Source organism: Embleya sp. NPDC050154 (assembly GCF_044460165.1).
Taxonomy (GTDB): domain Bacteria; phylum Actinomycetota; class Actinomycetes; order Streptomycetales; family Streptomycetaceae; genus Embleya.
Map to the genome: position 1 here is coordinate 151,039 of NZ_JBITJP010000019.1, position 21,635 is coordinate 172,673.

Sequence of the window (21,635 nt, forward strand, 5' to 3'; positions counted from 1 at the left end):
CTCAGCTCGCCGGGGACGCGACAGGGGCCGGAGGCTGTGCCGGGGCCGGGACGGGGGGCGAGGCCGACTCGGCGGCGGCGGGCGCCTCGGAGGTGGGTTCGGTGGCGGCGGGTGCGGTGGCGGAGGGCGGGGCGGTCCGGACGAACGGTTCGGCCTGTGGGGCGGCCTCGAACGCGGCGACGGCCTGGGCCAGCGTGGTGTCCTTGCCCAATTCGCCGAGCCTGCTGAAGTCCTTGCCCGTCTGGTCCGCGATGATGACGGCCAGCTCCGCCATCGACAACGAGTCCAACTCCAGCGCGCTGAAGGTCGCTTCCGGAACGACATCCCCGGCGTCGATGCCGAACTCCTCGACCAGCAACTCACACAGCATCGCGTACACGGGGAATGCCTTCCTGCTCGGTGGGACCGCGCACACCCGGCGGCGCGTGCTCGTACGGCACCGATCGGGTATGCGATCGAGCACCTTGTGTATCGGTGGCGAAGGCTCGGGCAAAATTCCCGCCACGCGTCTCCCATGGCCCCGGAACCGCCCTCCACCTGGGGTGATGCACTGGGAACAGGGCCGGACGACGCGTTGATGTTCACCCGCAAGTACGCAGCCGCACGTGCCCGGACCGGGGCCGCGGCGGCGGCGCGTGACCTTTCCGGGGCCCGTTCGGTTAACGATCCCGGACACCTCGGAACGAAAACCCTCGGAGAGAAAGTAGGGCAGCGATGTCCACGGCCCTGGTCACCGGCGCCAGTCACGGCATCGGTGCCGACCTCGCGCGCGCTCTCGCCGCCCGCGGCCACGATCTGGTGCTGGTCGCCCGCGGCGCCGAATCGCTGGACGCTCTCGCGGTCGAGTTGGAGAAGGAGCACGACGTGTCGGTGCGCGCGCTGCCCGCCGACCTGACCGTCGAGGACGACCTCGAACGGGTGGCCGCCGCGGCGCGTGACGTCGACATCCTGGTCAACAACGCCGGTGCGAGTCTGGGCACTTCGTTCGAACGTACGGCCTGGGCGGACGAGCGGCGCCTGCTCGACCTCAACGTGGTCGCCCCGTCGCGGCTCGTCCACGCCGCGCTGCCGGAGATGCTCCGGCGGGGCAACGGCCGCATCCTGACGGTGTCCTCGGTGTCCGCTCTCGCCCCGGTCTGGCAGGGCACGGCGTACGGCGCGACGAAGGCGTACGAACTGGTGATGACCGAGTCGTTCGCCTACTCCCGGCGCGTGCGCACGTCACCGGTGGCGTTGACCGCGCTCGTACTCGGCTACACCGCCTCCCGGTTCCACCTCGGTGCCGGCATCGCCGCGCCGCCTTCTTCGCTCACGCTCGCGTCGCCGTACGTCGCGGAGCGGGCGGTGCGGGCCATTCACCGACGCCGCCCGCCGGTCGTCTGCGTGCCGAGCCTGCGCTACAAGGTGCTGGCGGGCCTGTTGCGGCACACCCCCCGCCGGCTCCTGACCCTGCCCGGTCTGGCCAAGGACTTCACCACCCTCACGGGTGCCGTCCACGGCTCCACCGCCACCGTGCGCGAAGCGCGGAACGTGCCCGACGTCTCGGTGGAGGCCCGCGTCCCCGGCCCCATGGAGCCACGGCCGTAGGCCCCCGGCCGAGCCTTCCGGTCACGCGGCGCGGCCTCCCTCCGCGGCGGCAGGCTTGGATGGACCCGGTGTTGCTCCGAGTCGTTATCGGCGCGGGAGCGGCAGGGTGCGGGGTAAGTCGGCGGGGGCTCTTCGGGTCACGGGTGCGCGGCCTTTCCGGTGGGTGGCGACTGCCCGGCTGTCGCCGGCGCCAGGGTTTCGACGGTCCCACGATCCACGGACCGGCGCCGCACGGGCCCGGTCGTCCGCACGGGCTGCGTCTTGACCGGCTCCGGGAAGTGGCAGGCCACCTCGTGTCCGGGTCGACCCTCCAGCGTGATCAGCGGCGGTTCGGTCGTCGCGCACACGTCCTGCGCCTTGTGGCAGCGGGTGCGGAACCGGCAACCCGAGGGCGGGTCGATCGGGCTGGGTACGTCCCCGCTCAGCCGGATGCGCTCGAGCCGGGTGCCGTCCGGGCCGGTCGCGCCGGGCACGGCGGACAACAGCGCGTGGGTGTACGGGTGGTGGGCCCGTTCGTACAGCGAGTCGCGGTCGGCGCTCTCCACGACGCGCCCGAGGTACATCACCATCACCCGATCGCAGAAGTGCCGGACCACGGCCAGGTCGTGCGCGATGAACACGAACGCGATGCCCAGATCGCGCCGCAGATCCCCGAGCAGGTTGATCACCTGTGCCTGGATGGACACGTCCAGCGCGGACACCGGTTCGTCGGCCACGATCAGGCTGGGCCCGGCGGCGAGCGCCCGGGCGATGCCGATGCGTTGCCGCTGCCCGCCGGAGAACTCGTGCGGGAAACGGTTGCGGTGTTCGGGGTTGAGGCCGACCGTCTCCAGGAGTTCCCCGATCCGGCGCTCGCGTCCGCCGGGTGGATCGATGTCGTTGACGTCCAGCGGGGCGCGCAGGATGGTGCCGATGGTGTGGCGCGGGTTCAGGGACGAGTACGGATCCTGGAAGATCATCTGGATCTGCGCGCGGATGGGCGCCAGTTCGCGGCGCGAGGCGTGTGTGATGTCGCGGCCCCGGTAGGCGATGGTGCCCGCGCTCGGCTCCAGCAGTCGGGTGATCAGGCGCCCGGTCGTGGACTTGCCGCACCCGGACTCGCCGACCAGGCCGATGCTCTGCCCGGCGCCGACGGTCAGGTCGACGCCGTCGACAGCGCGCACGGCCCCGGTGCGACGGCGCAGCAGGCTTCGGCCCGTGGGGAAGTGCTTGGTCAGTCCGCTCACCCGGAGCAGCGGCGCCTCGGGCGCGTCGAGTGACTCGGTCTTCATGGGGTGGCTCCTCGCAGGTCCGTCGGCGCGGCGGTGCCCGGCGCCCCGTCCAGATGGCAGGCGGCGGCGTGCTCGCTGCCGCCGGGTCCCGCGTGCACGCGCTCCAACAGGGGGAGCACCGTGCGGCACGGTGTCTCGGGGCTGTCGATCACCTGCGCGCAGCGCGGATGGAAGGCGCAGCCGGGCGGCGGCGCGAGCAGGCTGGGCGGCGAGCCCGGCACCGGTCGCAGCGGCCGGTCCAGGGCGTCGGACAAACGCGGGACCGAGGCGAGCAGACCTCGGGTATACGGATGCCGGGGCGTGTCCAGGACCTCGCCGACCGCGCCGAACTCGACCGCGCGGCCCGCGTACATCACCAGCACGTCGTCGGCGACGTCGGCGATCACCCCGAGGTCGTGGGTGACCAGGATGATCGCGGTGCCCAACTGCTCCTGCAACTCCGCGAGCAGGTCCAGGATCTGGGCCTGCACGGTGACGTCGAGCGCGGTGGTGGGTTCGTCGGCGATCAGCAGGTCGGGTTCGCACACCAGCGCCATCGCGATCATCGCGCGTTGGCGCATGCCGCCGGAGAACTGGTGCGGGAACTCCCGGGCCCGGCGGGCGGGTTGCGGAATGCCGACCCGGTCGAGCATGTCGACGGCGCGGGCCGTGGCCTCGCGTCGGCCGGCGCCGGTGTGCCGGCGGTAGGTCTCGACGATCTGCGCGCCGACCGTGAAGTACGGCGACAGGGCGGTGAGCGGGTCCTGGAACACCATCGACACGCGTTGCCCGCGCAGGTCCCGCAGGACGCGTTCGGGGGCGCCGACCAGCTCCGTCCCGTCCAGGATCGCGCTGCCCTCGATGGTGGTGCGCGCGGGGTTGTGCAGACCGAGCAGGGTGAGGTTGGTGACGCTCTTGCCGGAACCGGACTCGCCGACGATGCCGAGTGTGCGGCCGCGTTCGACGTCGAAGGAGACGCCGTCGACGGCCTTGACCACGCCGCCCTCGGTGGCGAAGCGCACCCGCAGATCACGGACCGCGAGGAGGGGAGGGGTCATCACACACGCACCCGGGGGTCGATGACGGCGTACACGGCGTCCACCGCGACATTGGCGAGCACCATCGCGGTGGCGGCGATCAGCACCACGCCGGTGATCATCGGCAGATCGGAGTTGGCGACCGCGTTCACCGCGAGTTTGCCGATGCCGGGGATGTTGAAGGTGGTCTCGGTGACCACCGCGCCGCCGAGCAGGATGCCGAGTTCGATGCCGTAGACGGTCACCACCGGGGTGATCGCGCCCCGCCACGCGTGTTTGGCGTAGACCTGACGGGAGGTCAATCCCTTCGCCCGCACGGTGCGTACGTGGTCCTCGCCGAGTGCGTCGATCATCGACGCCCGGGTCAGTCGTGCGTACACCGCGGCCTGTACGCAGGCCAGCGTCAGCCAGGGCAACAGCAGCCCGCCCGTCCATCCGCCGGGGTCGTCGAGGAGCGGGATGTACTCGGGTTTGGGCAGCCAGCGCAGTTGGTCGACCAGGACGTAGCGGGCGATCACCCCGAGGAACTGGATGGTCACCGAGGCGCCGATCAGCGAGAACGCCATCGTGGCCTTGTCCAGCCAGGTACCGCGGCGCAGCGCCGCGAGCATGCCGATCATGATGCCGACGCCGAGGAAGATCACCGAGGCGCCCAGGGCCAGCGACAGGGTGGCGGGGAAGCGGTCGAGCAGGGTGTCGAGCACGGGCTCGTGGTTGACGAACGAGTAGCCCAGGCACGGTGCGGAGCAGTGCGAGGAGCCGAAGTCGCGGCCGGCGAAGACACCGACGATGTAGTGCCAGTACTGCATCGGTACCGACTCGTCCAGGCCCAGGTCGCGTCGGATCAGGGCGAGCGTCTCGGGCGTGCAGGTCTTGCCGCAGGACAGCCGGGCCGGGTCGTCCGGCATCGCGAAGAACAGGAAGAAGGTGACGGTGAAGACGACGAAGAGGATCAGCGCCGCGCCGAGCAGTCGCTGCACCAGGAATCGGAACATGGGGCCCTCACTGGAGGTCGGACCGGGGAGCGGCCGGGCGGCCCGGCGGCGGGGGGGGGGGGGGGGGGGGGGGGGCGCCCCCCCCCCCCCCCCCCCCCGGCCCGGCCTGTTCCCGCTCGTGCCGTCATCCGCGTCCGGCGGGTGACGCCCGCCGACTACCTGTACTCGACGATCTTCGTCTTGTGCCCGGTGGCCTTGGTGTGCGCCTTGGCCGCCACCTGTGCCGCGTCCTTCGACCGGTATCGCTGACGGGCGCCGTCGGACTTCGACGAACAACCGTTCTCCTGGCAGACCCATCCCCAGGTGCTCATGGACAACCTCCCAGACATCACGGGCGCCACCCCGTCCCGACCGAGGGACGCGAATGACTCGGACGGCCACACCGCAGCACTTGTGACCGCCGCGCGACCGACACTCGACACGCCATGACACGCTCGTGACGAAACCAGGACGTTCCGGAGAAGAACGTTCTCCTTTCGAATGCCTAACGCGTCGTTATCGACATACAAAGGATGCAATACCGCGATCAATGATCTTCTATTACAAATAGGCCGAACGGGTTGCGCGGGTTCGCTCGCAAGGGTGACGGCACACAAGACGAGCCGGTCGACTGCCGATAGGCGCGAGACGTTATGTCAACCCATGCGGCCCGAATGTGTGTCTCGAGCGAGCGGCGGCGACCCTCACCGACTCGGGGCATCCGGACCGGTCGGCTCGACCCGCAGCGGCACCGTGCCGCCCGACACGCACTCCCCCGTGTCCAGGCGCCACTTCCAGTGGTGCCGCGGGCACTCCAGCACGCCGGCCTCGATGTCCGCGTGCGACAGGTCCTCGCCGGCGTGCGGGCAGAAGCGCTGCATCCGCACCCCGCACCGCTCGATCGACTCGCCGTGCGCGGCCGATTCGCGCTCACGGACCATCTGCATGGTCTGCGCCGGGTGCTCGCCGTAGCGCAGCAGGCTCATCAGGGTCAGGTCGAACACGTCCGGGTCGCGGGCCAGACCCAGGCGCATCGACAGCAGCGCCTCCTCCCACCCGACCGCGCCGTCCACGATCGCGCGCAGCGCCCGCTGCGGAACCTCGATCGTGTAGGCGGGATCCACCGGTTCCTCCTCGAACACGATGTCGCCCGCGATCCGACCCAGCCGCACCGACCACGAACCGCCGTCCGAGGTCAGCCGCACGTCCTTGCGCCAGTCGCCCAGGAAGCGCTTGTTCCAGCTCTGCAACCGGGCCAGATAGGCGTCCAGTTCGGTCGCCGTGACCGGCTCGAAGGCGCGGTCCCCGTACGCCCGCCACTCGGCCTCGCGGCGGTCCCGGTACGCGCTCAGGTACGCGTCGGTGCGCCAGTGGGCCACCGGTCCGGTCGGCGCGCTCAGGTCGTCGCCCGGCGCGGCCTCGATCACCCGCACGCCGGGACAGGCCGCCGCGAAGTCGTCGGCGAACGCGTCCCACAGCGGGAAGATCGTCTCCTCCCGGTCGTTGTACCGGGCCAGTTCGGGATCCAGGAACACCGGCGGACCGGCCGAGGGCAGATACGCGCGCGCCCCGGTCAGCCGAACCTTGCGCACCAGTGTGTCGAACAGGTCCGAGCGCACCTCGGCGGTCTTCTTGCGCTGGGTCTCCTCCGGATACGCGTACGCGTTCGGGTACCACATCGCACCGGAGTACTGCGCGGACAACAGGTCGATGTCGCCCGGTAGTTCGCCCAGCGGGGTGTTGCAGTCGTTGAGGTCCAGGAAGCGGAAGCCGGCCAGATCCACGAGCAGGCCGCTGTCCTCCTTGTGGCTGGTGTCCAGCAACATGGTCAGGGTCAGCCCGGGCGCGGGCGTGAACGACTCCCGGTGACCCAGCACCACCTGTTCGCGAAAGCCCAGCGCGCTCATCCGCTTGACCATCGACTTGGACCGGTACCTGGGCAGCACCACGGTGATGCCGCGGTCGAGCCGGTCCAGCACCCGCTCGTCGAAGTGGTCCTCGTGCAGGTGCGAGAGGTAGAGCAGGTCGTGCCCGCCGGCGAGCACCCCGGGCAGCAGTTCGCGGTTGTCCGGGAACGGGAACCACGCGCCGAGGAAGGCCGGATGGAACCACGGGTCGATCAGCAGCGAGACGCCCGCGTGCGCGACCGTGAAGCCCGCGTGGCCGAGATAGCGGATCGCGCCGGGCGCGGGCGCACCCGCCGGCCGTTCGTCGGACCCGGGCCTCACAGCCGGCTCAGCGCTCCCGCGAGCACCTCCACGACGCGCTCCTGCTGTGCGACGGTGAGCTGCGGATACAGCGGCAACGTCAGGATCTGCTCGGCGGCCCGCTCGGCGACCGGGAAGTCGCCGCGCGCGTAGCCCAGTTCGGCGAACGCGGGCTGTAGGTGCACCGGCACCGGGTAGTGCACGCCGGCGCCGACCCCCGCCTCGTTCAGCAGCGCGAGCACCTTGTCCCGCTCGGGCACCCGGACCGCGTACAGGTGCCACACGTGCTCGTTGCCCGGCGCGGTCCGCGGCACCCGCACCCCCTCGACCCCGGCCAGCAGCGCGTCGTAGCGGGCCGCGACCGCTCGCCGCCGCGTGTTCCACTGCGCCAGCCGGCCCAGCTTGGCCCGCAACACCGCGGCCTGGATGGTGTCCAGGCGCGAGTTGAAGCCAAGGCGTGTGTGCACGTACTTGCGCGACGAGCCGTGGTCGCGCATCTCGCGCAGCGCGAGCGCGTACGCCTCGCTGTTCGTCACCACCGCGCCGCCATCGCCGTACGCGCCCAGATTCTTCCCCGGGTAGAAGCTGGTCGCCGCGATCGCGTCGGGCCCCCACGCGCCGGGCCCGCGGCCGTCCTGGGTCGCACCCTGGCACTGCGCGGCGTCCTCCACCAGGGCCTGCCCGCGTGCGTCCGCCAGCGCCCGCAGCGCGCCCATCGGGGCCAGTTGCCCGTTCAGGTGCACCGGCAGCAGCGCACGGACCTCGACCGGGCCGCCCAGCGCCTCGGCGGCCCGCTGCGGGTCCAGCAACAGGTACTCGTCGTCCACATCGGCGAACACCGGCCGCGCGCCCGCGCGAACGGCCGCCTCGGCGGTCGCCACGAACGTGTTCGCCGGTATCACCACTCCCGCGTCCGCGCCGACGCCCAGCACCCGCAGCGCCAACTCCACCGCGTCGGTGCCGTTGGCCACCCCCACGCAGTGCGCGACGCCGGAGAACTCGGCGTACTCGGCCTCGAAGCCCGCGACGTCGGGACCGCCCACGAACGCGCACGTGGCCAGCACCCGGGCGATGCCGGCCTCGACCTCGGCCGCCACCTCGGCGTGCGCCGCGGCCAGGTCCACCAACGGAATCCGGTCCAGGTCAGCACTCATCCGCATCTCCCCCTCGTCGTTGCGGCTCGGCGGCGGGAATCGGCGCCGACCGCAGTCGGCGGGCCGGCACCCCCGCCCACACCTCGGCCGGCGGCACGTCCCGCGTCACGACCGAGCCCATCCCCACCAGCGACCGGGCGCCGATCACGCGTTGCTCGCGCACCAGCGCACCGGCCCCCAGGTACGCCTCCCGGCCCACCGTCACCCCACCCGCGAGCCGAACCCCCGAGGCCAGCGTGGCGAACTCGCGCACGTCGTCGTCGTGGGTCAGCACCACCTGCGGCATGGCGTGCGCGTGCGCGCCCACCCGGACCGAGGTGGTCAACACCGTCTGCGCCATCAACACCGCGCCCGGCCCCACCTCGCACGTGCGCGGGACCACCGCGCTCACGTGCACGAGCGTGGCCCAGCGGCTGTCCGGCAGGCCCAGCCGGGCCACCACCCGGGAGCGGCTCCACCAGTTCGTCGGACTCCCCACACACACCACCACCAGGGCGTCCGGCCACTTGTGCGCCGCGTCGGCCCCGCCGAGCACCGCGAAGCCGTCCACCTCGGTGTCCCACCGGGCCGGATCATCGTCCAGGAAACCGAGCAACCGCCATCCGGAACTACCGCGCGGCGCACGGAACTCCGGGATCGCCGCGGCGACCTCGCGGGCGAATCCCCCGGCTCCGACCAGGAGCAGGTCGCGAAAGGACACTAGACCGCCGCCCGGACGCCGGCCGCCGCCCGCACCGCGGCGACCACCCGGTCCTGCTGCGCCTCGGTCAACTCGTGGAACAGCGGCAGGATCAGCGAGTCCCGGGTCAGCCGCTCGGTCGCGGGCAGCGGCACGTGCTCGACGTCCGCGTACGCCGGCTCCAGGTGCGCCGCCATGATCCCCCGACGCGCCGAGATCCCGGCCCGGGCGAGCTCGCCGAGCAGGTCGTCGCGCGACACGGGGAAGTCCTCGGGCAGCAGCACCCAGAACGCCTGATAATTGGTCAGTCCGTACGCCGGGTCCGCAGCCGTCTCCAGGCCCGCCACGTCGGCGAGCAACTCGTGGTAACGAGCCGCGAGTTCGCGCCGACGGGCGACCATGGCCGGCAACCGGCCGAGCTGCACCAGGCCGACCGCCGCCTGGATGTCGGTCATCCGGTAGTTGAAGCCCAGTTCGTCGTAGCTCTCCACCACGGGCGCCCCGCCCGCGCGGTCCGCCGCGTCCCGGTCGGCCGCGCTCACACTCATCCCGTGCTCGCGCAACCGGCGCAGCCGAGGCGCCGCGCCCTCGCGCGCGAGGGTGAGCATGCCGCCCTCGCCGGTGGTCAGCAGCTTGCGCGGGTGGAACGAGAAGGTCGCGGACATCGCGCCCGCGCCCACCGGGCGGCCCTTGTAGGTCGAGCCCGCCGCGCACGCCGCGTCCTCCACCACCACGATGCCCCGGCCGTCCACCAGTGCCCGCACGCCGTCCAGATCGGCGGGGATGCCGCCCTGGTCGACCAGGATCACCGCGCGCGTCGCGGCGGTGAGTACCGTCTCGATCGTCTCCGGGGTCAGGTTCCCGGTGCCGAGATCGACATCGGCGAACACCGGTCGCGCGCCGACGTAGCGCACCGCGTTCGCGGTCGCCACGAACGACAACGAGGGCACCACGACCTCGTCGCCCGGCCCCACCCCGGCGTTGATCAACGCCAGGTGCAGCGCGGTGGTGCACGAGGAGACCGCGATCGCCGCGGGCACCTCGACATGGTCCGCGAAGGCCTGCTCGAAGGCGACCACCCGGGGCCCCTGGGCCACCCACCCCGAGCGCACCGCGTCGGCCGCCGCGGCGGCCTCCTCCTCGCCCATCCAGGGGCGCATCACCGGAATTCGTTCCATGCTCATCGTGCCTGTTCCCCCAGCCCGGTCCGCCCTGCCAACCCATGTCCCCGCCGCGCCCGCCCGCACCCGGTACGCACCGAACCCCCTCGGTGCCCCGGTCGGATCAGGCCGCGTCCCGCCACCACGCCACCAGTCGACGCAGCCCCTCGTCGATGTCCACCTCGGCGGTGAAGCCCAACTCCCTTGCCGCCTTGGTCGTATCGGCCAGCCGTCGGGTCACCCCGCCGCTCGCCCGGGCCGGGCCGTACTCGATCCCCAGCCCGTCCGCGCCCATCACCACCAGCAGCCGCTCGGCCAACCCGCGCAGCGAAGTCTCGCTCCCGGACGCGATGTTGAACACCTCGCCGCTCGCATCGGCGCGCGCGGCAAGGAGGTTGGCGCGCGCGATGTCCTCGGTGTACACGAAGTCCATGGTCTGCAAGCCGTCGCCGAAGATCAACGGGGGTTCCCCCTTGCCGATCCGCTCCATCCAGCGGATCAACACCTCGGTGTACAGACCGTGCACGTCCATCCGCGGACCGTAGACGTTGAAGTAGCGCAGCGCGACGTAGTCCAGGCCGTACATCGCCCGGAAGCTGCGCAGCAGGCCCTCGTTGAACAGCTTGGCCGCGCCGTAGAGCGTGTCGTTGTCGTACGGGTGGTGCCGCTCGGTGGTCGGGAACTCCTCGGCGAGGCCGTAGACCGACGCGGAGGAGGAGGTGACCACCTTGCGCACGTCGGCGGCGACCGCCGCCTCCATGACGTCGTAGGTGCCGTCCACCAACACCTCCAGCGCGAGCCGGGGTTCCTCCACGCACTGGGTGATCCGGATCGCGGCGAGGTGGAACACCACGTCGGTGCCCGGCATCAGGCGGGCGAGCAGCGGGCGATCGCGGATGTCGCCCTCGACCAGGTCGACCCGCTCGTCGGCGAGCGCCCGGGCCAGGTTGCCCCGGTGCCCCCGGGTCAGGTTGTCCAGCACGACCACCTTCGCCGCGCCGGCGGCCAACAGGTGGTCCACGATGGTGGATCCGATGGTCCCGGCCCCCCCGGTGACCACACAGCGCGAACCGGCCATCTCGACACTCATCGGAGTTCTCCCAGCGCGACGGTGACGCCGCCCAGTTCCAGGCTGCGCGTGGCGGCCTCCAGCAGTTCCAGGACGCGCAGACCCGCGCGGCCGTCGGTGAGCGCGGGCCGGGACGTACCGATCGCCTCGGCGAACTCGGCCATCACCGCGCGCAGCGCCTCCCGCTCGGGCAGCGCGGGCGAGACGACGTCGCCCACCCGGTAGGAGATCTGCTTCTCCCGCCGGGCCTCCGGGCTGAGCGCGGCGTCCTCGGCGAGATCGATGCCCTTGTCGTGCACCTGGAGGCGGGCGGTGGGATTGGTGTCGTCCCACACCAGGGTGCGCCGCGAACCGCCGATGATGGTGGTGCGCACCTTGGTCGGCGAGAGCCAGTTCACATGGATGTGCGCGATGGCGCCGGTGTTCAGCCGCACCACCAGGTAGGCCAGACAGGCCCGGCCGGTGCCCAGCGGGTCCGCGCCGTGCGCGGACACCGACACCGGTCGCACCCCGAGCGGCAGGATGAAGTCCAGGATCGACAGGTCGTGCGGCGCCAGATCCCACAGCACGTCCACATCCGGCTGGACCAGACCCAGGTTGATCCGCACCGAGTCGATGAAGCGGATGTCGCCCAGTTCGCCGCCGTGGATCAAGTCGCGGATGTGCCGAACCACCGGCATGTAACAGAACGTGTGGTCGCACATCAGCGTCAGACCGTTGCGCTCGGCCAGTTCGACCAGCTTGACCGCGTCCGCGTGATCGGATGTGATCGGCTTCTCGACCAGGACGTGCTTGCCCGCCTCCAGAGCCGCCGCGACCAGGTCGAAGTGGGTTCCGGCGGGCGTCGCGATCGCGACGGCCTGCACACGCGGGTCGGCCAGGACGTCCTGGTACGACGTGCTCACCCGGACCGTGCTGTACTCACCCAGGACCGCACGGGCCCGGACCTCGTCGAGGTCGCACAACCACTCCACCCGCAGGGCCGGTGTGGCCTGCGCGTTGCGCACCAGATTGGGCCCCCAATAGCCGGCCCCTATGACGGCGAGCCCGATGGCCCGCCCAGACCCGGAATTCGACATGACGGAACGTCAACTCCCCTGCTCCCCCCGGCCGCACGGGCCCAGCCGCCGCACGGCACCCCCACTCGAACGAAGCTAGCGCCCGATTCGCTCCGCCGGGGGTCAACCGGGAAATCCGCGGGTCGGACCGAACTGCGAAGATCCTTGCGGGAGTCCCGGTTGCACGGGTCACCGAGACGTTTGGCACGCTGTTACACGCACAGTCACCGATTGCGGCGCCGGCATGATCGAGATCTCGACACAGGCAGCGCCGACCGAAGCAGCACATGAACGAGAAGGGAACGCCACGTGGCCGCGGGTACTCCGACGACGACCCTGGCGAAGGAACGTACGGCGGAAGTGGATCCGGACCTGGAGCCGGCGGATTTCGAGCCGCGCGAGAGCGGCGGCCCGCGAGGGACCCGCGAGAGCATCCTCCCGGCCGTGGCGGCCGCGCTGTTCGTCGGCAAGCGCATCCGCACCCGGGCCGGCGCCAAGGGTGACACCGTGCCGACGGCGCATCCGCTGGTCCGGGACTTCCTGGCGGCGCTCCCGGTCGAGTCGCGCGAGCGCTGGCGGGGCCGCTGCCCCGAGGTCGAGCTGGTCTCCGAGCACCTCTTCGAGGCCGAGGCGGCGCGTACCAAGCGGGCGGCCCGGCGGCCGTTCACCGTGCAGGAGGCGCGGCGCTCGCTCAAGGGGGCCAAGTTGACCCTGCGGCGGATCCGCGAGGACGGCGACCCGCAGCACGACACGTATCAACCGCCGTGTCGGTCGTGCGCGGCGATGCTCGAGCACTTCGGCGTCGCCTCGACGGAAAGCGGCTGACGTGTCGCGGTTCTCCTCCGACGTGGTGCACGAACTCAAACGGGCCGGCTGGACCGTGGGCCGGCGCCGGCTGGCCCAGGCCGAGGCGTGGGCCCGGCAGATCAGCGACCACGAGTCACCCGACGGGCACCGGCACAGCGTGTTCCCGGCGGCGCTGGTGGCCTGGGCCGAGTTCGGCACGCTGCACTTCGCCATCGGCGGCGCGGGCAAGGACGTGCTGCGCCGGCCGTTCACCATCGACCCCACCCGGGGCCTGCACCTGCCGCGCACGCTCACCGACGTGGGCCGCGCGCTGGGCACCCCGTTGGCCCCCCTCGGCGACGAGGACGGCGGCAGCGGCTATCTGGCGATCGACCCGAGCGGTCGGGTGTTCGGCCTGGACCACACCGGCGAGTGGTTCATCGGCTCGTCGATGGACAGCGCGATCAGCGCACTGGTGCTGGGCCACGCCCCGGTGCGCATCCGCGACGACGGCCGCTGGTAGCCGGCCCGGACGCACGAGGGCGGGTCCCCGTGGGAGACCCGCCCTCGTGCACGTCGCGACCCGTCGGGTCAGGTATTGAACCGATTCTGCGCGCGCTCCAGGCCCTCGCGCACCAGTGCCTCGCACGCGTCGGCCGCCCGATCCACCTCGAACGCGAGTTCCTTGCGCTCGGTCGCGGAGAAGTCCTTGAGCACGAACGCGGCCACGTCCATCCGCCCGGGCGGACGACCGATGCCGAACCGCACCCGCAGGTAGTCGGGTCCGAGCGACTTGGTGATCGACTTCAGACCGTTGTGCCCGTTGTCGCCGCCACCGCGCTTGAGCCGCAGCACGCCGAAGTCGACGTCCAACTCGTCGTGGACCGCGATGATGTTCGCGACCGGGATCTTGTAGAAGTCGCGCAGCGCGGTCACCGGACCGCCGGACAGGTTCATGAACGACATCGGCTTGGCCAGCACCACCCGGTGCGGACCGATCCTGGTCTCCACCACCTGCGCGCGCGACTTGTGCGCCTTGAACTTCGATCGATCCCGCTCGGCGAGCAGATCGACGACCATGAACCCGACGTTGTGGCGATTCCCGGTGTACTCGGGCCCGGGATTGCCGAGGCCCACGACCAACCACGGACTGTTCTCCGTGCCGGCGTGGGCCTGCGACTCACTCATGATGTTGTTGTCCCCGCGTTCGTCCTACGACAACGGACCGGATCAGGCCTCGTCGGCCGCCGCGGTCTCCTCGGCGGTCGGCTCAGGCGCCGACGGGGTGAGGATGTGCAGGATGACGGCCTCGGGGTCGCCCGCGAGCGCGGTGCCCTTGGGCAGCTTGATGTCCTTGGCGTGCACCGAGGCGCCCGGCTGAAGGCCGGTCACGTCGATCTCGATGGTGCCGGGGAGGGCGGTGGCGTCGGCCTCGACCGGGAGCGCCGGGACGACGGTCTCCAGCAGGCCGCCCGGGGCGATCTCGCCGACGGTGCTGACCGGAACCTCGACGGTGACCGTCTCGCCCTTTTGGACGATCAGCAGGTCGACGTGCTCGAGGTGCCGCTTGATCGGGTGGCGCTGGACGTCCTTGGGCAGGGCGAGCTGCGCCTTGCCGTCGATGTCCAGCGAGAACAGGACGTTGGGGGTCTTGAGCGCGAGCATGAGCTCGTGGCCCGGAAGCGCAAGGTGGAGCGGAGCGGAGCCGTGACCGTAGAGGACGGCCGGCACCTTACCCGCGCGACGGGCGCGACGGGCGGCACCCTTGCCGAACTCGGAACGCGGCTCGGCGACGATACGGACCTCGGACACGACGGGTACTCCTCGAACGACGCGGTGGCGGATGGCGGGGCGGGGTCCCCATGGTGCGGATCGACTGCGGACGGTGATGGCCGGAGTCGGTTCGTAGGTGCCCGAGTGGCACCGGGTCCCCTGCAAAAGCCTTGGAGGAGTACACGACACACAACTACCGCGTCGATCACGGAGCAAGTAGCGCGCATCCCTCGCCGGGCAACCCCGTTAGCCTACCCGCTCTTCTCGGTCACCCCGAAATCGGGTCGCGGGGAGCGCCACTCGAACGAGTGATGGCGCGCGCCCCATTCGACGCAAGATACCTCGAAAAGCAGGTGGGCACACGTACGCCGCCCGGCCGAACGACCGGGCGGCGTACGTGAGTCAAGGCTCGACGACCCGTTCGGGGGCGGCCGTCGACGGCGTGCTGGGTCAGCCGTGGCCCTCGAAGAGGCTGGTGACCGAACCGTCCTCGAAGACCTCGCGGATCGCCCGGCCGACCATCGGCGCGATCGACAGGACGGTCAGCTTGTCGAACTGACGCTCCTCCTCGATCGGCAGCGAGTTGGTCACGATGACCTCGCTGATCCGCGAGTTCTTCAGCCGGTCCACGGCGGGGCCGGAGAGCACCGCGTGGGTGGCGGCCACGATCACGTCGGCGGCGCCGTTCTCGTACAGCGCCTCGGCGGCGGCGCAGATCGTGCCACCGGTGTCGATCATGTCGTCGACCAGCACACACGTACGGCCGGCGACGTCACCGACCACCTCGTGCACGGTGACCTCGTTGGCGATGTTGGGGTCGCGACGCTTGTGGATGATCGCCAGCGGCGCGCCGAGGCGGTCCGTCCACTGGTCGGCCACCCGCACGCGGCCGGCGTCCGGGGAGACCACGGTGAGCCGCTCGCGGTCCACCCGCTTGCCGACGTGGTCGGCCAGCAGCGGCAGCGCGAACAGGTGGTCCACCGGACCGTCGAAGAAGCCCTGGATCTGCGAGGTGTGCAGGTCCACGGCCATCAGCCGGTCGGCGCCGGCGGTCTTGAACAGGTCCGCCATCAGTCGGGCCGAGATCGGCTCGCGACCGCGGTGCTTCTTGTCCTGTCGGGCGTAGCCGTAGAACGGCACGATGACCGTGATGCGCTTGGCGGAGGCCCGCTTGAGCGCGTCGATCATGATGAGCTGTTCCATGATCCACGTGTTGATCGGAGCCGTGTGGCTCTGGATCACGAACGCGTCGGCACCTCGTACGGAATCCTCGAAACGTACGTAGATCTCCCCGTTGGCGAACTCGAAGGCCTTGGTGGGAACGAGATCCGCACCGAGCTCCGAGGCCACCTCCTTCGCAAGTTCGGGGTGGGCCCTGCCCGTGAAGAGCATGAGCTTGCGCTCAGGCGTCACCTTGATCCCGCTCACAGCACCGTCTCCTTGCCATTCGCCTCGGCAGAACCGTCGTTCGGCCCGGCCGTTGTGTGCACGTCACCCGCGTCGCCCTGGCTCGACGCGAGCGCGCGTTCGGCGGCCTGCGCCGAGGCCGTACCCGCGCGTTTGCGTGCGACCCACCCGTCGATGTTGCGCTGGCGCCCCCGCGCCACCGCCATCACACCGGGCGGGACATCTTCTGTGATCACCGATCCGGCGGCCGTGTAGGCACCGTCGCCGATCTCGATCGGGGCGACCAGCATGGTGTCGCTGCCCACTCGCACGTGGTCCCCGACCACCGTGTGGTGTTTGTTCACTCCGTCGTAGTTCACGAAGATCGTGGCCGCACCGATGTTGGCACCCACTCCGATGGTCGCATCCCCGACGTAGGTCAGATGCGGCACCTTGGATCCCTCGCCCAGCACGGCGTTCTTCATCTCCACGAAACCGCCGGCCTTGGCCTTGCCCGCGAGCCGGGTGCCCGGTCGCAGGTAGGTGTACGGACCCACGGTCGCCTCGGGGCCGATCTCGGCGCCCTCGGTGGTGGCGTTGTACACGTGGGCCCGCTCGCCGACGACGGTGTCGCGCAGCGTGCAGTTGGGGCCCACCACGGCCTCGGCGGCGACGCTGGTGGCGCCGTGCAGCTGGGTGTTGGGGTGGATCACGGCGTCCGGCTCGAAGGTGACGTCCACGTCGACCCAGGTGGTCGCGGGGTCGATCACGGTCACGCCGGAGCGCATCGCGGCCTCGAGCAGGCGGTCGTTGAACACCCGCCGTGCCTCGGCGAGCTGCACCCGGTCGTTGACGCCCAGGATCTCCCGGTGGTCCACCGCGGCCGCGGCGCCCACCCGGTGTCCGGCCTCGCGCAGCACGTGCAGGGTGTCGGTGAGGTACTCCTCGCCCTGGCTGTTGTGCGGGGTGATCCGGCCGAGCGCCTCGCGCAGCAGCTTGCCGTCGAACGCGTACACGCCGGAGTTGATCTCGGCGATCGCGCGCTGGGCGGCGGAGGCGTCCTTGTGCTCGACGATCGCGGTGACGGCGCCGCGCCCGTCGGGCGTGTTCTCCCGGACGATCCGGCCGTAGCCCGCCGGATCCGGCACGACGGCGGAGAGCACGGTGACCGCGTTGCCCTCGCTCTCGTGCGTGTGGACCATCGCGGCCAGGCTGTCCGAGGTGAGCAGCGGGGTGTCCCCGCACGTGACCAGGACCACTCCGTCCGGCTCCCGGCCGGACTCGGCGAGCCCGTCCAAGGCGACGCGGACGGCGTGGCCGGTGCCGTTCTGCTGTTCCTGGACGACCACCCGGGCGGCCGGGTCCAGCTCGGACAGATAGCTCGCGACCTGGTCGCGACCGTGGCCGACGACGACGATCAGGTCTTCGGGATCCAGCCGTCGCGCGGCCTCGACGACGTGCCCGACCATGGCCCTACCGGCCAGGGCGTGCAACACCTTCGGGGTGGTCTTGGAGCGCATGCGGGTGCCCTCACCCGCAGCAAGTACGACGACGGCAGCCGGGCGGATGGGGCTCACAGAGCAAGGCTCCTCGGCATCGCTGGCGGGGGATGCCCGACGACTCCGGAGGCCGACTCCGGAGAAACGAAATGACGGCACGACGAAGCCGAGCCGAACAAACCGGGCCCTACGAGGATAGCGCCGTCGGGAGAAGGCTCCACGCGCCGCTGCGGTCGGCACTGCCGAAAGGCTCCGCTACCAGGATTTGAACCTGGACCATGGGGACCAAAACCCCGTGTGCTGCCGAGTTACACCATAGCGGAATGAATCGGGCATTCCGCTTGGCAGGCGGGCTCATCCCGTTTTCACGGCACCTACTATGCCGGCCCCTCGACGCTTCGTGCGCGAATAACCCCCCGCCGACCCCATCGAACCTCGCGGAAGCCGGCCGCGGGGCGGTCCCGAAAAGCCCGCCGGACGCATCGCGCATGCTCCCGACCGGGCCGGGAAGCCGTCCGACACAAGGGTTTTGACCAAGGTGCCCGGAAAAATCGGAGGCTGTGCGGACACCTCACTTTCCGCTCATGACCTGCCATACTGGCGGAACTTACGGCTCCGTAGGTTACGTCGCCGTAGCATCGCCTGTCCCCGACCTGAGGGAATCCCTATGACCCCTTCCCCCGGCACCAGCGTGCTCGAAGCCGAACGGAAGCCCGCCGACGACGCGGCCCCGCGCGGCACGCTCGGCGGTGAGCGCAAGCACGTCGCCGAACAGATCGCACTGGCGCTCTTCATCGGCATCCCGTTCCTCGCGTTGGTGGCAGCGGTGCCGGCGGCATGGGGTTGGGGGCTGTCCTGGCACGACGTGGTGATCGGCGTGGTGATGTACGCCATCACCGGCCACGGGATCACCATCGGGTTCCACCGCTACTTCACCCACGGGTCGTTCAAGGCCAAGCGCCCGGTCCGGATCGCGCTCGCGATCGCGGGCAACATGGCCGTGCAGGGTCCGTTGGTGCGGTGGGTCGCCGACCACCGCAAGCACCACAAGTTCTCCGACAAGGAGGGCGACCCGCACTCGCCGTGGCGCTACGGCACCAGCGTCGGCGCGCTGGCCAAGGGCCTGTGGTGGGCGCACATGGGGTGGCTGTTCGACGTCGAGCAGACCTCGCAGGAGAAGTACGCGCCCGACCTGCTCAAGGACCGCGACATGATTCGCGTCTCCCGCCAGTTCCCGCTCTGGGTCGCCGTGTCCCTGGCGGCTCCGGCGCTGGTCGGCGGCCTGTGGGCGTGGTCGTGGCAGGGCGCGGTGACCGCGTTCTTCTGGGCCGGGCTGGTCCGGGTCGGGCTGCTGCACCACGTGACCTGGTCGATCAACTCGATCTGCCACGCGGTCGGCGACCACCCGTTCAAATCGCGCGACCGCTCGGGCAACGTGTGGTGGCTGGCGATCCCCTCGATGGGCGAGTCCTGGCACAACCTGCACCACGCGGATCAGACCAGCGCACGGCACGGCGTACTGCGTGGCCAGCTCGACAGCAGCGCCCGGGCGATCCGCTGGATGGAGAAGCTCGGCTGGGTCTGGGACGTGCGTTGGCCGGACCGGGAACGGGTCGCGGCACGCCGCGCGGCATGATGGGGCAGTGACCGAGAGCAGCAGGCGGAGTGCACCGCGCGGCGGCGGTCGTGTGCGCATGACCGGGAAAGAGCGTCGGGAGCAGTTGATCGACATCGGTCGAACACTGTTCGCGGAGCGTGGCTACGACGCGACGAGTGTCGAGGAGATCGCCCACAAGGCGGGCGTCTCGAAGCCGGTGGTCTACGAACACTTCGGGGGCAAGGAAGGCCTGTACGCGGTCGTCGTGGACCGCGAGACCAGCGCATTGTTGGACATGGTGACGAGCGCGCTGACCGGCGGGCACCCCAGGGAACTGCTGGAACAGGCCGCCTTCGCGCTCCTCGACTACATCGACCAGAACACGGACGGCTTCCGGATCCTGGTCCGGGACTCGCCGGTGGCCCAGTCCACCGGCACTTTCGCGTCGCTGATCAGCGACATCGCCTCGCAGGTCGAGGACGTACTCGGCCTGGAGTTCAAGTCGCGCGGCTACGACCCGAAGCTCGCGCCGATGTACGCCCAGATGCTGGTCGGCATGGTCGCCCTGACCGGCCAGTGGTGGCTCGACGTCCGCCGGCCGAAGAAGGCCGACGTGGCCGCGCACCTGGTCAACCTGGCCTGGAACGGCCTCTCCGGCATCGAACCGAAGCCGAGACTGGTCGGCCGCCGCAGCTCGTGAGGACGATCTCGACGAACCCGTGAGGGGCCGGCCCGATGGGCCGGCCCCTCACGGCCGTCATCAGCCGGTCCGCTCCGGACCGCATGTCGACGCGAATCACGCATGGCCGGCGGCCGGGATCACGGTCGCCGGCCTACCCCGGTCGACCGGATTCGGACCATGGTTCCAATCCAGATAGTATCGCTGTCGATAGTATCTGCTGCGCTACTATTAGGCGGATCGACATCACCGCCCGGCCCGATGGGACTCCTCGTGCATCGCTTCATCGGCAGGAAACGCGAACTGCGCACGCTTCGCACCACGCTCCGGGAAGTCCACGAGGCCGTCGGCTCGGCACGGCCCGGCCAATGCGTGCTCATGCGTGGCAGGCGCCGGGTGGGCAAGTCCACCCTGGTCGAGGAGTTCCTCCGGCAGGCGGCGGTCCCCCATCTGTTCTTCACCGCGGGTGGCGGCTCGGCCGAGGACGAGCTGGCGGAGCTCCTCGACGCGATGAACCAATCCACCCTGCCGGATCACTCACTCTTCGCGGAGGAGGCTCCGAGCCAGTGGAACGCGGCCTTCCGCCTCCTGGCGGAGATCCTGCCCGATGACGCGCCGAGTGTCGTGGTGATCGACGAGGTGCCATACCTGATGGAACGGATCGAGGCCTTCGAGGGCATGCTCCAGCGCGCCTGGGACCGCTTGCTCTGCCGCAAGCCGGTCCTGTTGCTCTTGGTGGGGTCCGATCTGTCGATGATGCAGGCGCTCAACAGCTACGAGCGCCCGTTCCACCAGCGGGGACGCGAGATGGTCGTCGGCCCGCTGAACCCTGCCGACCTCGGCGAGATGCTGGACCTGGCACCCGCCGACGCGTTCGACGCCGCACTGATCACCGGCGGGCTGCCGTTGATCTGTCGTGAGTGGCGGCCGGGGGCTTCGATGTGGGAGTTCCTGGGGGCGGCGTTGGAGAATCCGATCTCCGCTCTCCTGGTCTCGGCCGAGCGCTCACTCGCCGCGGAGTTCCCACCGCAGGCAATGGGCCGGGAGGTGCTGCGCGCGATCGGCGCAGGCGAGCGCACCTTCACCAACATCGCGCGCGCCGCCGGCGGGCTCGCGCACAGCACCCTGAGCAGGGCGGCGGATCTGCTGGTCGACAAGCGGGTCGTGGCAACCGAACTGCCCCTCTCGTTGCGTCCCTCGAAGGAGCGCCGCTATCGCGTGGCGGATCCATACCTGCGTTTCTGGCTGGCCTTCCTCGACCCGCACATGCCGGAGATCGAGCGGATGCGCGGCGATCTCACGCTGGCTCGGATCAGGGGCGGGTGGACCAGTTGGCGAGGACGCGCCGTCGAGCCATTGATCCGAGGGGCCTTGGCCCGGATCCTGCCCGCCGGCGACCTGCCCGCCGCGCCCGCCATCGGCGGTTATTGGACCCGAAGCAACGACGTCGAGATCGACCTGGTGGGAGCCGACCGGCAGCCTGTGGCCAAGCGGTTGCTGTTCCTGGGGTCGATCAAGTGGCTTGAATCGTCCCCCTTCGACGCCCACGACCTGGCCTCGCTGCACAAACACCGAGCGGCGCTCACCGACGAGTCGATCCCCTTGGTCGGCGTCTCCCGAAGCGGTGTCGATTGCTCCGGGCTCCAGGCGACGTTCGGGCCCGCCGAACTACTGGGGGCTTGGCGGGCCGAGTGAATCGCGGAACCGTTCGGTCTCCGCGTGGCGGTGCTTTTGAACGGC

General features: G+C 70.7%; 21 protein-coding genes and 1 tRNA gene. 6 read left to right on the plus strand and 16 right to left on the minus strand.

The features are described 5' to 3' along the window. Position 1: 1 nt before the first annotated feature. Complete coding sequence (locus ACIBSV_RS33795) at positions 2-370, minus strand: acyl carrier protein (protein ID WP_395870011.1); 369 nt, start codon at positions 368-370, stop codon at positions 2-4. Positions 371-714: 344 nt separating this feature from the next. Here ACIBSV_RS33795 and ACIBSV_RS33800 point away from each other — a divergent pair, with 344 nt between their 5' ends. After that, positions 715-1,587: an SDR family NAD(P)-dependent oxidoreductase gene (locus ACIBSV_RS33800; RefSeq protein ID WP_395869883.1), complete on the plus strand. Its 873-nt coding sequence runs from the start codon at positions 715-717 to the stop codon at positions 1,585-1,587. Between the two features lie 137 nt (positions 1,588-1,724). Here ACIBSV_RS33800 and ACIBSV_RS33805 read toward each other — a convergent pair whose 3' ends face one another. From ACIBSV_RS33805 to ACIBSV_RS33850, 10 genes are all read right to left on the minus strand, one after another. Beyond that, positions 1,725-2,858, minus strand: coding sequence for an ABC transporter ATP-binding protein (locus ACIBSV_RS33805; RefSeq protein ID WP_395869885.1), 1,134 nt, complete (start codon positions 2,856-2,858; stop codon positions 1,725-1,727). Further along, positions 2,855-3,895, minus strand: coding sequence for an ABC transporter ATP-binding protein (locus ACIBSV_RS33810; protein WP_395869887.1), 1,041 nt, complete (start codon positions 3,893-3,895; stop codon positions 2,855-2,857). The genes ACIBSV_RS33805 and ACIBSV_RS33810 overlap by 4 nt, the downstream gene beginning before the upstream one ends. Further along, complete coding sequence (locus tag ACIBSV_RS33815; RefSeq protein WP_395869889.1) at positions 3,895-4,869, minus strand: ABC transporter permease; 975 nt, start codon at positions 4,867-4,869, stop codon at positions 3,895-3,897. The genes ACIBSV_RS33810 and ACIBSV_RS33815 overlap by 1 nt, the downstream gene beginning before the upstream one ends. A 155-nt stretch (positions 4,870-5,024) precedes the next feature. After that, positions 5,025-5,180, minus strand: a complete 156-nt coding sequence (locus ACIBSV_RS33820) for a hypothetical protein (RefSeq protein ID WP_395869891.1) — start codon at positions 5,178-5,180, stop codon at positions 5,025-5,027. 372 nt (positions 5,181-5,552) lie between these two features. Next, positions 5,553-7,076: a Rieske 2Fe-2S domain-containing protein gene (locus tag ACIBSV_RS33825; RefSeq protein WP_395869893.1), complete on the minus strand. Its 1,524-nt coding sequence runs from the start codon at positions 7,074-7,076 to the stop codon at positions 5,553-5,555. Beyond that, positions 7,073-8,209 (minus strand): DegT/DnrJ/EryC1/StrS family aminotransferase, encoded by a 1,137-nt coding sequence (locus tag ACIBSV_RS33830; RefSeq protein ID WP_395869895.1) that lies wholly within the window; start codon positions 8,207-8,209, stop codon positions 7,073-7,075. The genes ACIBSV_RS33825 and ACIBSV_RS33830 overlap by 4 nt, the downstream gene beginning before the upstream one ends. Further along, a complete protein-coding gene (locus tag ACIBSV_RS33835; RefSeq protein ID WP_395869897.1) occupies positions 8,199-8,909 on the minus strand; it encodes an acetyltransferase in 711 nt (236 codons plus the stop codon). Before ACIBSV_RS33835 ends, ACIBSV_RS33830 begins: the two co-directional genes overlap by 11 nt. Continuing rightward, a complete protein-coding gene (locus tag ACIBSV_RS33840; RefSeq protein ID WP_395869899.1) occupies positions 8,909-10,072 on the minus strand; it encodes a DegT/DnrJ/EryC1/StrS family aminotransferase in 1,164 nt (387 codons plus the stop codon). Before ACIBSV_RS33840 ends, ACIBSV_RS33835 begins: the two co-directional genes overlap by 1 nt. Before the next feature lie 100 nt (positions 10,073-10,172). Continuing rightward, the gene (locus ACIBSV_RS33845) at positions 10,173-11,138 is read right to left on the minus strand and encodes an NAD-dependent epimerase/dehydratase family protein (RefSeq protein WP_395869901.1); all 966 of its coding nucleotides are present in this window, start codon (positions 11,136-11,138) and stop codon (positions 10,173-10,175) included. Next, positions 11,135-12,196, minus strand: a complete 1,062-nt coding sequence (locus tag ACIBSV_RS33850; RefSeq protein WP_395869903.1) for a Gfo/Idh/MocA family protein — start codon at positions 12,194-12,196, stop codon at positions 11,135-11,137. The genes ACIBSV_RS33845 and ACIBSV_RS33850 overlap by 4 nt, the downstream gene beginning before the upstream one ends. A 288-nt stretch (positions 12,197-12,484) precedes the next feature. Here ACIBSV_RS33850 and ACIBSV_RS33855 point away from each other — a divergent pair, with 288 nt between their 5' ends. Next, entirely contained in the window at positions 12,485-13,000 is a 516-nt protein-coding gene (locus ACIBSV_RS33855) for a YwqJ-related putative deaminase (protein WP_395869905.1), read from the plus strand. A 1-nt stretch (position 13,001) separates the two neighbouring features. Beyond that, the gene (locus ACIBSV_RS33860) at positions 13,002-13,484 is read left to right on the plus strand and encodes an SUKH-3 domain-containing protein (protein WP_395869907.1); all 483 of its coding nucleotides are present in this window, start codon (positions 13,002-13,004) and stop codon (positions 13,482-13,484) included. Positions 13,485-13,552: 68 nt separating this feature from the next. Here the strand turns inward: ACIBSV_RS33860 and pth are convergent, their stop codons facing one another. From pth to ACIBSV_RS33885, 5 genes are all read right to left on the minus strand, one after another. Beyond that, positions 13,553-14,149: an aminoacyl-tRNA hydrolase gene (gene pth / locus ACIBSV_RS33865; RefSeq protein ID WP_395869909.1), complete on the minus strand. Its 597-nt coding sequence runs from the start codon at positions 14,147-14,149 to the stop codon at positions 13,553-13,555. A 42-nt stretch (positions 14,150-14,191) separates the two neighbouring features. Next, a complete protein-coding gene (locus tag ACIBSV_RS33870; protein WP_395869911.1) occupies positions 14,192-14,773 on the minus strand; it encodes a 50S ribosomal protein L25/general stress protein Ctc in 582 nt (193 codons plus the stop codon). A 411-nt stretch (positions 14,774-15,184) separates the two neighbouring features. Next, complete coding sequence (locus ACIBSV_RS33875; RefSeq protein ID WP_395869913.1) at positions 15,185-16,162, minus strand: ribose-phosphate diphosphokinase; 978 nt, start codon at positions 16,160-16,162, stop codon at positions 15,185-15,187. Further along, the gene (gene glmU, locus ACIBSV_RS33880) at positions 16,159-17,697 is read right to left on the minus strand and encodes a bifunctional UDP-N-acetylglucosamine diphosphorylase/glucosamine-1-phosphate N-acetyltransferase GlmU (RefSeq protein WP_395869915.1); all 1,539 of its coding nucleotides are present in this window, start codon (positions 17,695-17,697) and stop codon (positions 16,159-16,161) included. The genes ACIBSV_RS33875 and glmU overlap by 4 nt, the downstream gene beginning before the upstream one ends. Before the next feature lie 172 nt (positions 17,698-17,869). Beyond that, positions 17,870-17,942: transfer RNA gene (locus ACIBSV_RS33885), tRNA-Gln, on the minus strand. 344 nt (positions 17,943-18,286) lie between these two features. Between ACIBSV_RS33885 and ACIBSV_RS33890 the strand changes: the two genes are divergently transcribed. From ACIBSV_RS33890 to ACIBSV_RS33900, 3 genes are all read left to right on the plus strand, one after another. Continuing rightward, positions 18,287-19,255, plus strand: a complete 969-nt coding sequence (locus tag ACIBSV_RS33890; protein ID WP_395869917.1) for an acyl-CoA desaturase — start codon at positions 18,287-18,289, stop codon at positions 19,253-19,255. A gap of 58 nt (positions 19,256-19,313) precedes the next feature. Next, complete coding sequence (locus tag ACIBSV_RS33895) at positions 19,314-19,916, plus strand: TetR/AcrR family transcriptional regulator (RefSeq protein WP_020554598.1); 603 nt, start codon at positions 19,314-19,316, stop codon at positions 19,914-19,916. A 252-nt stretch (positions 19,917-20,168) separates the two neighbouring features. After that, positions 20,169-21,590, plus strand: coding sequence for an ATP-binding protein (locus tag ACIBSV_RS33900; RefSeq protein ID WP_395870013.1), 1,422 nt, complete (start codon positions 20,169-20,171; stop codon positions 21,588-21,590). Positions 21,591-21,635 lie beyond the last annotated feature (45 nt).

Bases quoted from the DNA above. Each gene is read 5' to 3' on its own strand.
- ACIBSV_RS33795 (WP_395870011.1), bottom strand. From the start codon at position 370: ATGCTGTGTGAGTTGCTGGTCGAGGAGTTCGGCATCGACGCCGGGGAT.
- ACIBSV_RS33800 (WP_395869883.1), top strand. From the start codon at position 715: ATGTCCACGGCCCTGGTCACCGGCGCCAGTCACGGCATCGGTGCCGAC.
- ACIBSV_RS33805 (WP_395869885.1), bottom strand. From the start codon at position 2,858: ATGAAGACCGAGTCACTCGACGCGCCCGAGGCGCCGCTGCTCCGGGTG.
- ACIBSV_RS33810 (WP_395869887.1), bottom strand. From the start codon at position 3,895: ATGACCCCTCCCCTCCTCGCGGTCCGTGATCTGCGGGTGCGCTTCGCC.
- ACIBSV_RS33815 (WP_395869889.1), bottom strand. From the start codon at position 4,869: ATGTTCCGATTCCTGGTGCAGCGACTGCTCGGCGCGGCGCTGATCCTC.
- ACIBSV_RS33820 (WP_395869891.1), bottom strand. From the start codon at position 5,180: ATGAGCACCTGGGGATGGGTCTGCCAGGAGAACGGTTGTTCGTCGAAG.
- ACIBSV_RS33830 (WP_395869895.1), bottom strand. From the start codon at position 8,209: ATGAGTGCTGACCTGGACCGGATTCCGTTGGTGGACCTGGCCGCGGCG.
- ACIBSV_RS33840 (WP_395869899.1), bottom strand. From the start codon at position 10,072: ATGAGCATGGAACGAATTCCGGTGATGCGCCCCTGGATGGGCGAGGAG.
- ACIBSV_RS33845 (WP_395869901.1), bottom strand. From the start codon at position 11,138: ATGAGTGTCGAGATGGCCGGTTCGCGCTGTGTGGTCACCGGGGGGGCC.
- ACIBSV_RS33850 (WP_395869903.1), bottom strand. From the start codon at position 12,196: ATGTCGAATTCCGGGTCTGGGCGGGCCATCGGGCTCGCCGTCATAGGG.
- pth (WP_395869909.1), bottom strand. From the start codon at position 14,149: ATGAGTGAGTCGCAGGCCCACGCCGGCACGGAGAACAGTCCGTGGTTG.
- ACIBSV_RS33890 (WP_395869917.1), top strand. From the start codon at position 18,287: ATGACCCCTTCCCCCGGCACCAGCGTGCTCGAAGCCGAACGGAAGCCC.
- ACIBSV_RS33895 (WP_020554598.1), top strand. From the start codon at position 19,314: ATGACCGGGAAAGAGCGTCGGGAGCAGTTGATCGACATCGGTCGAACA.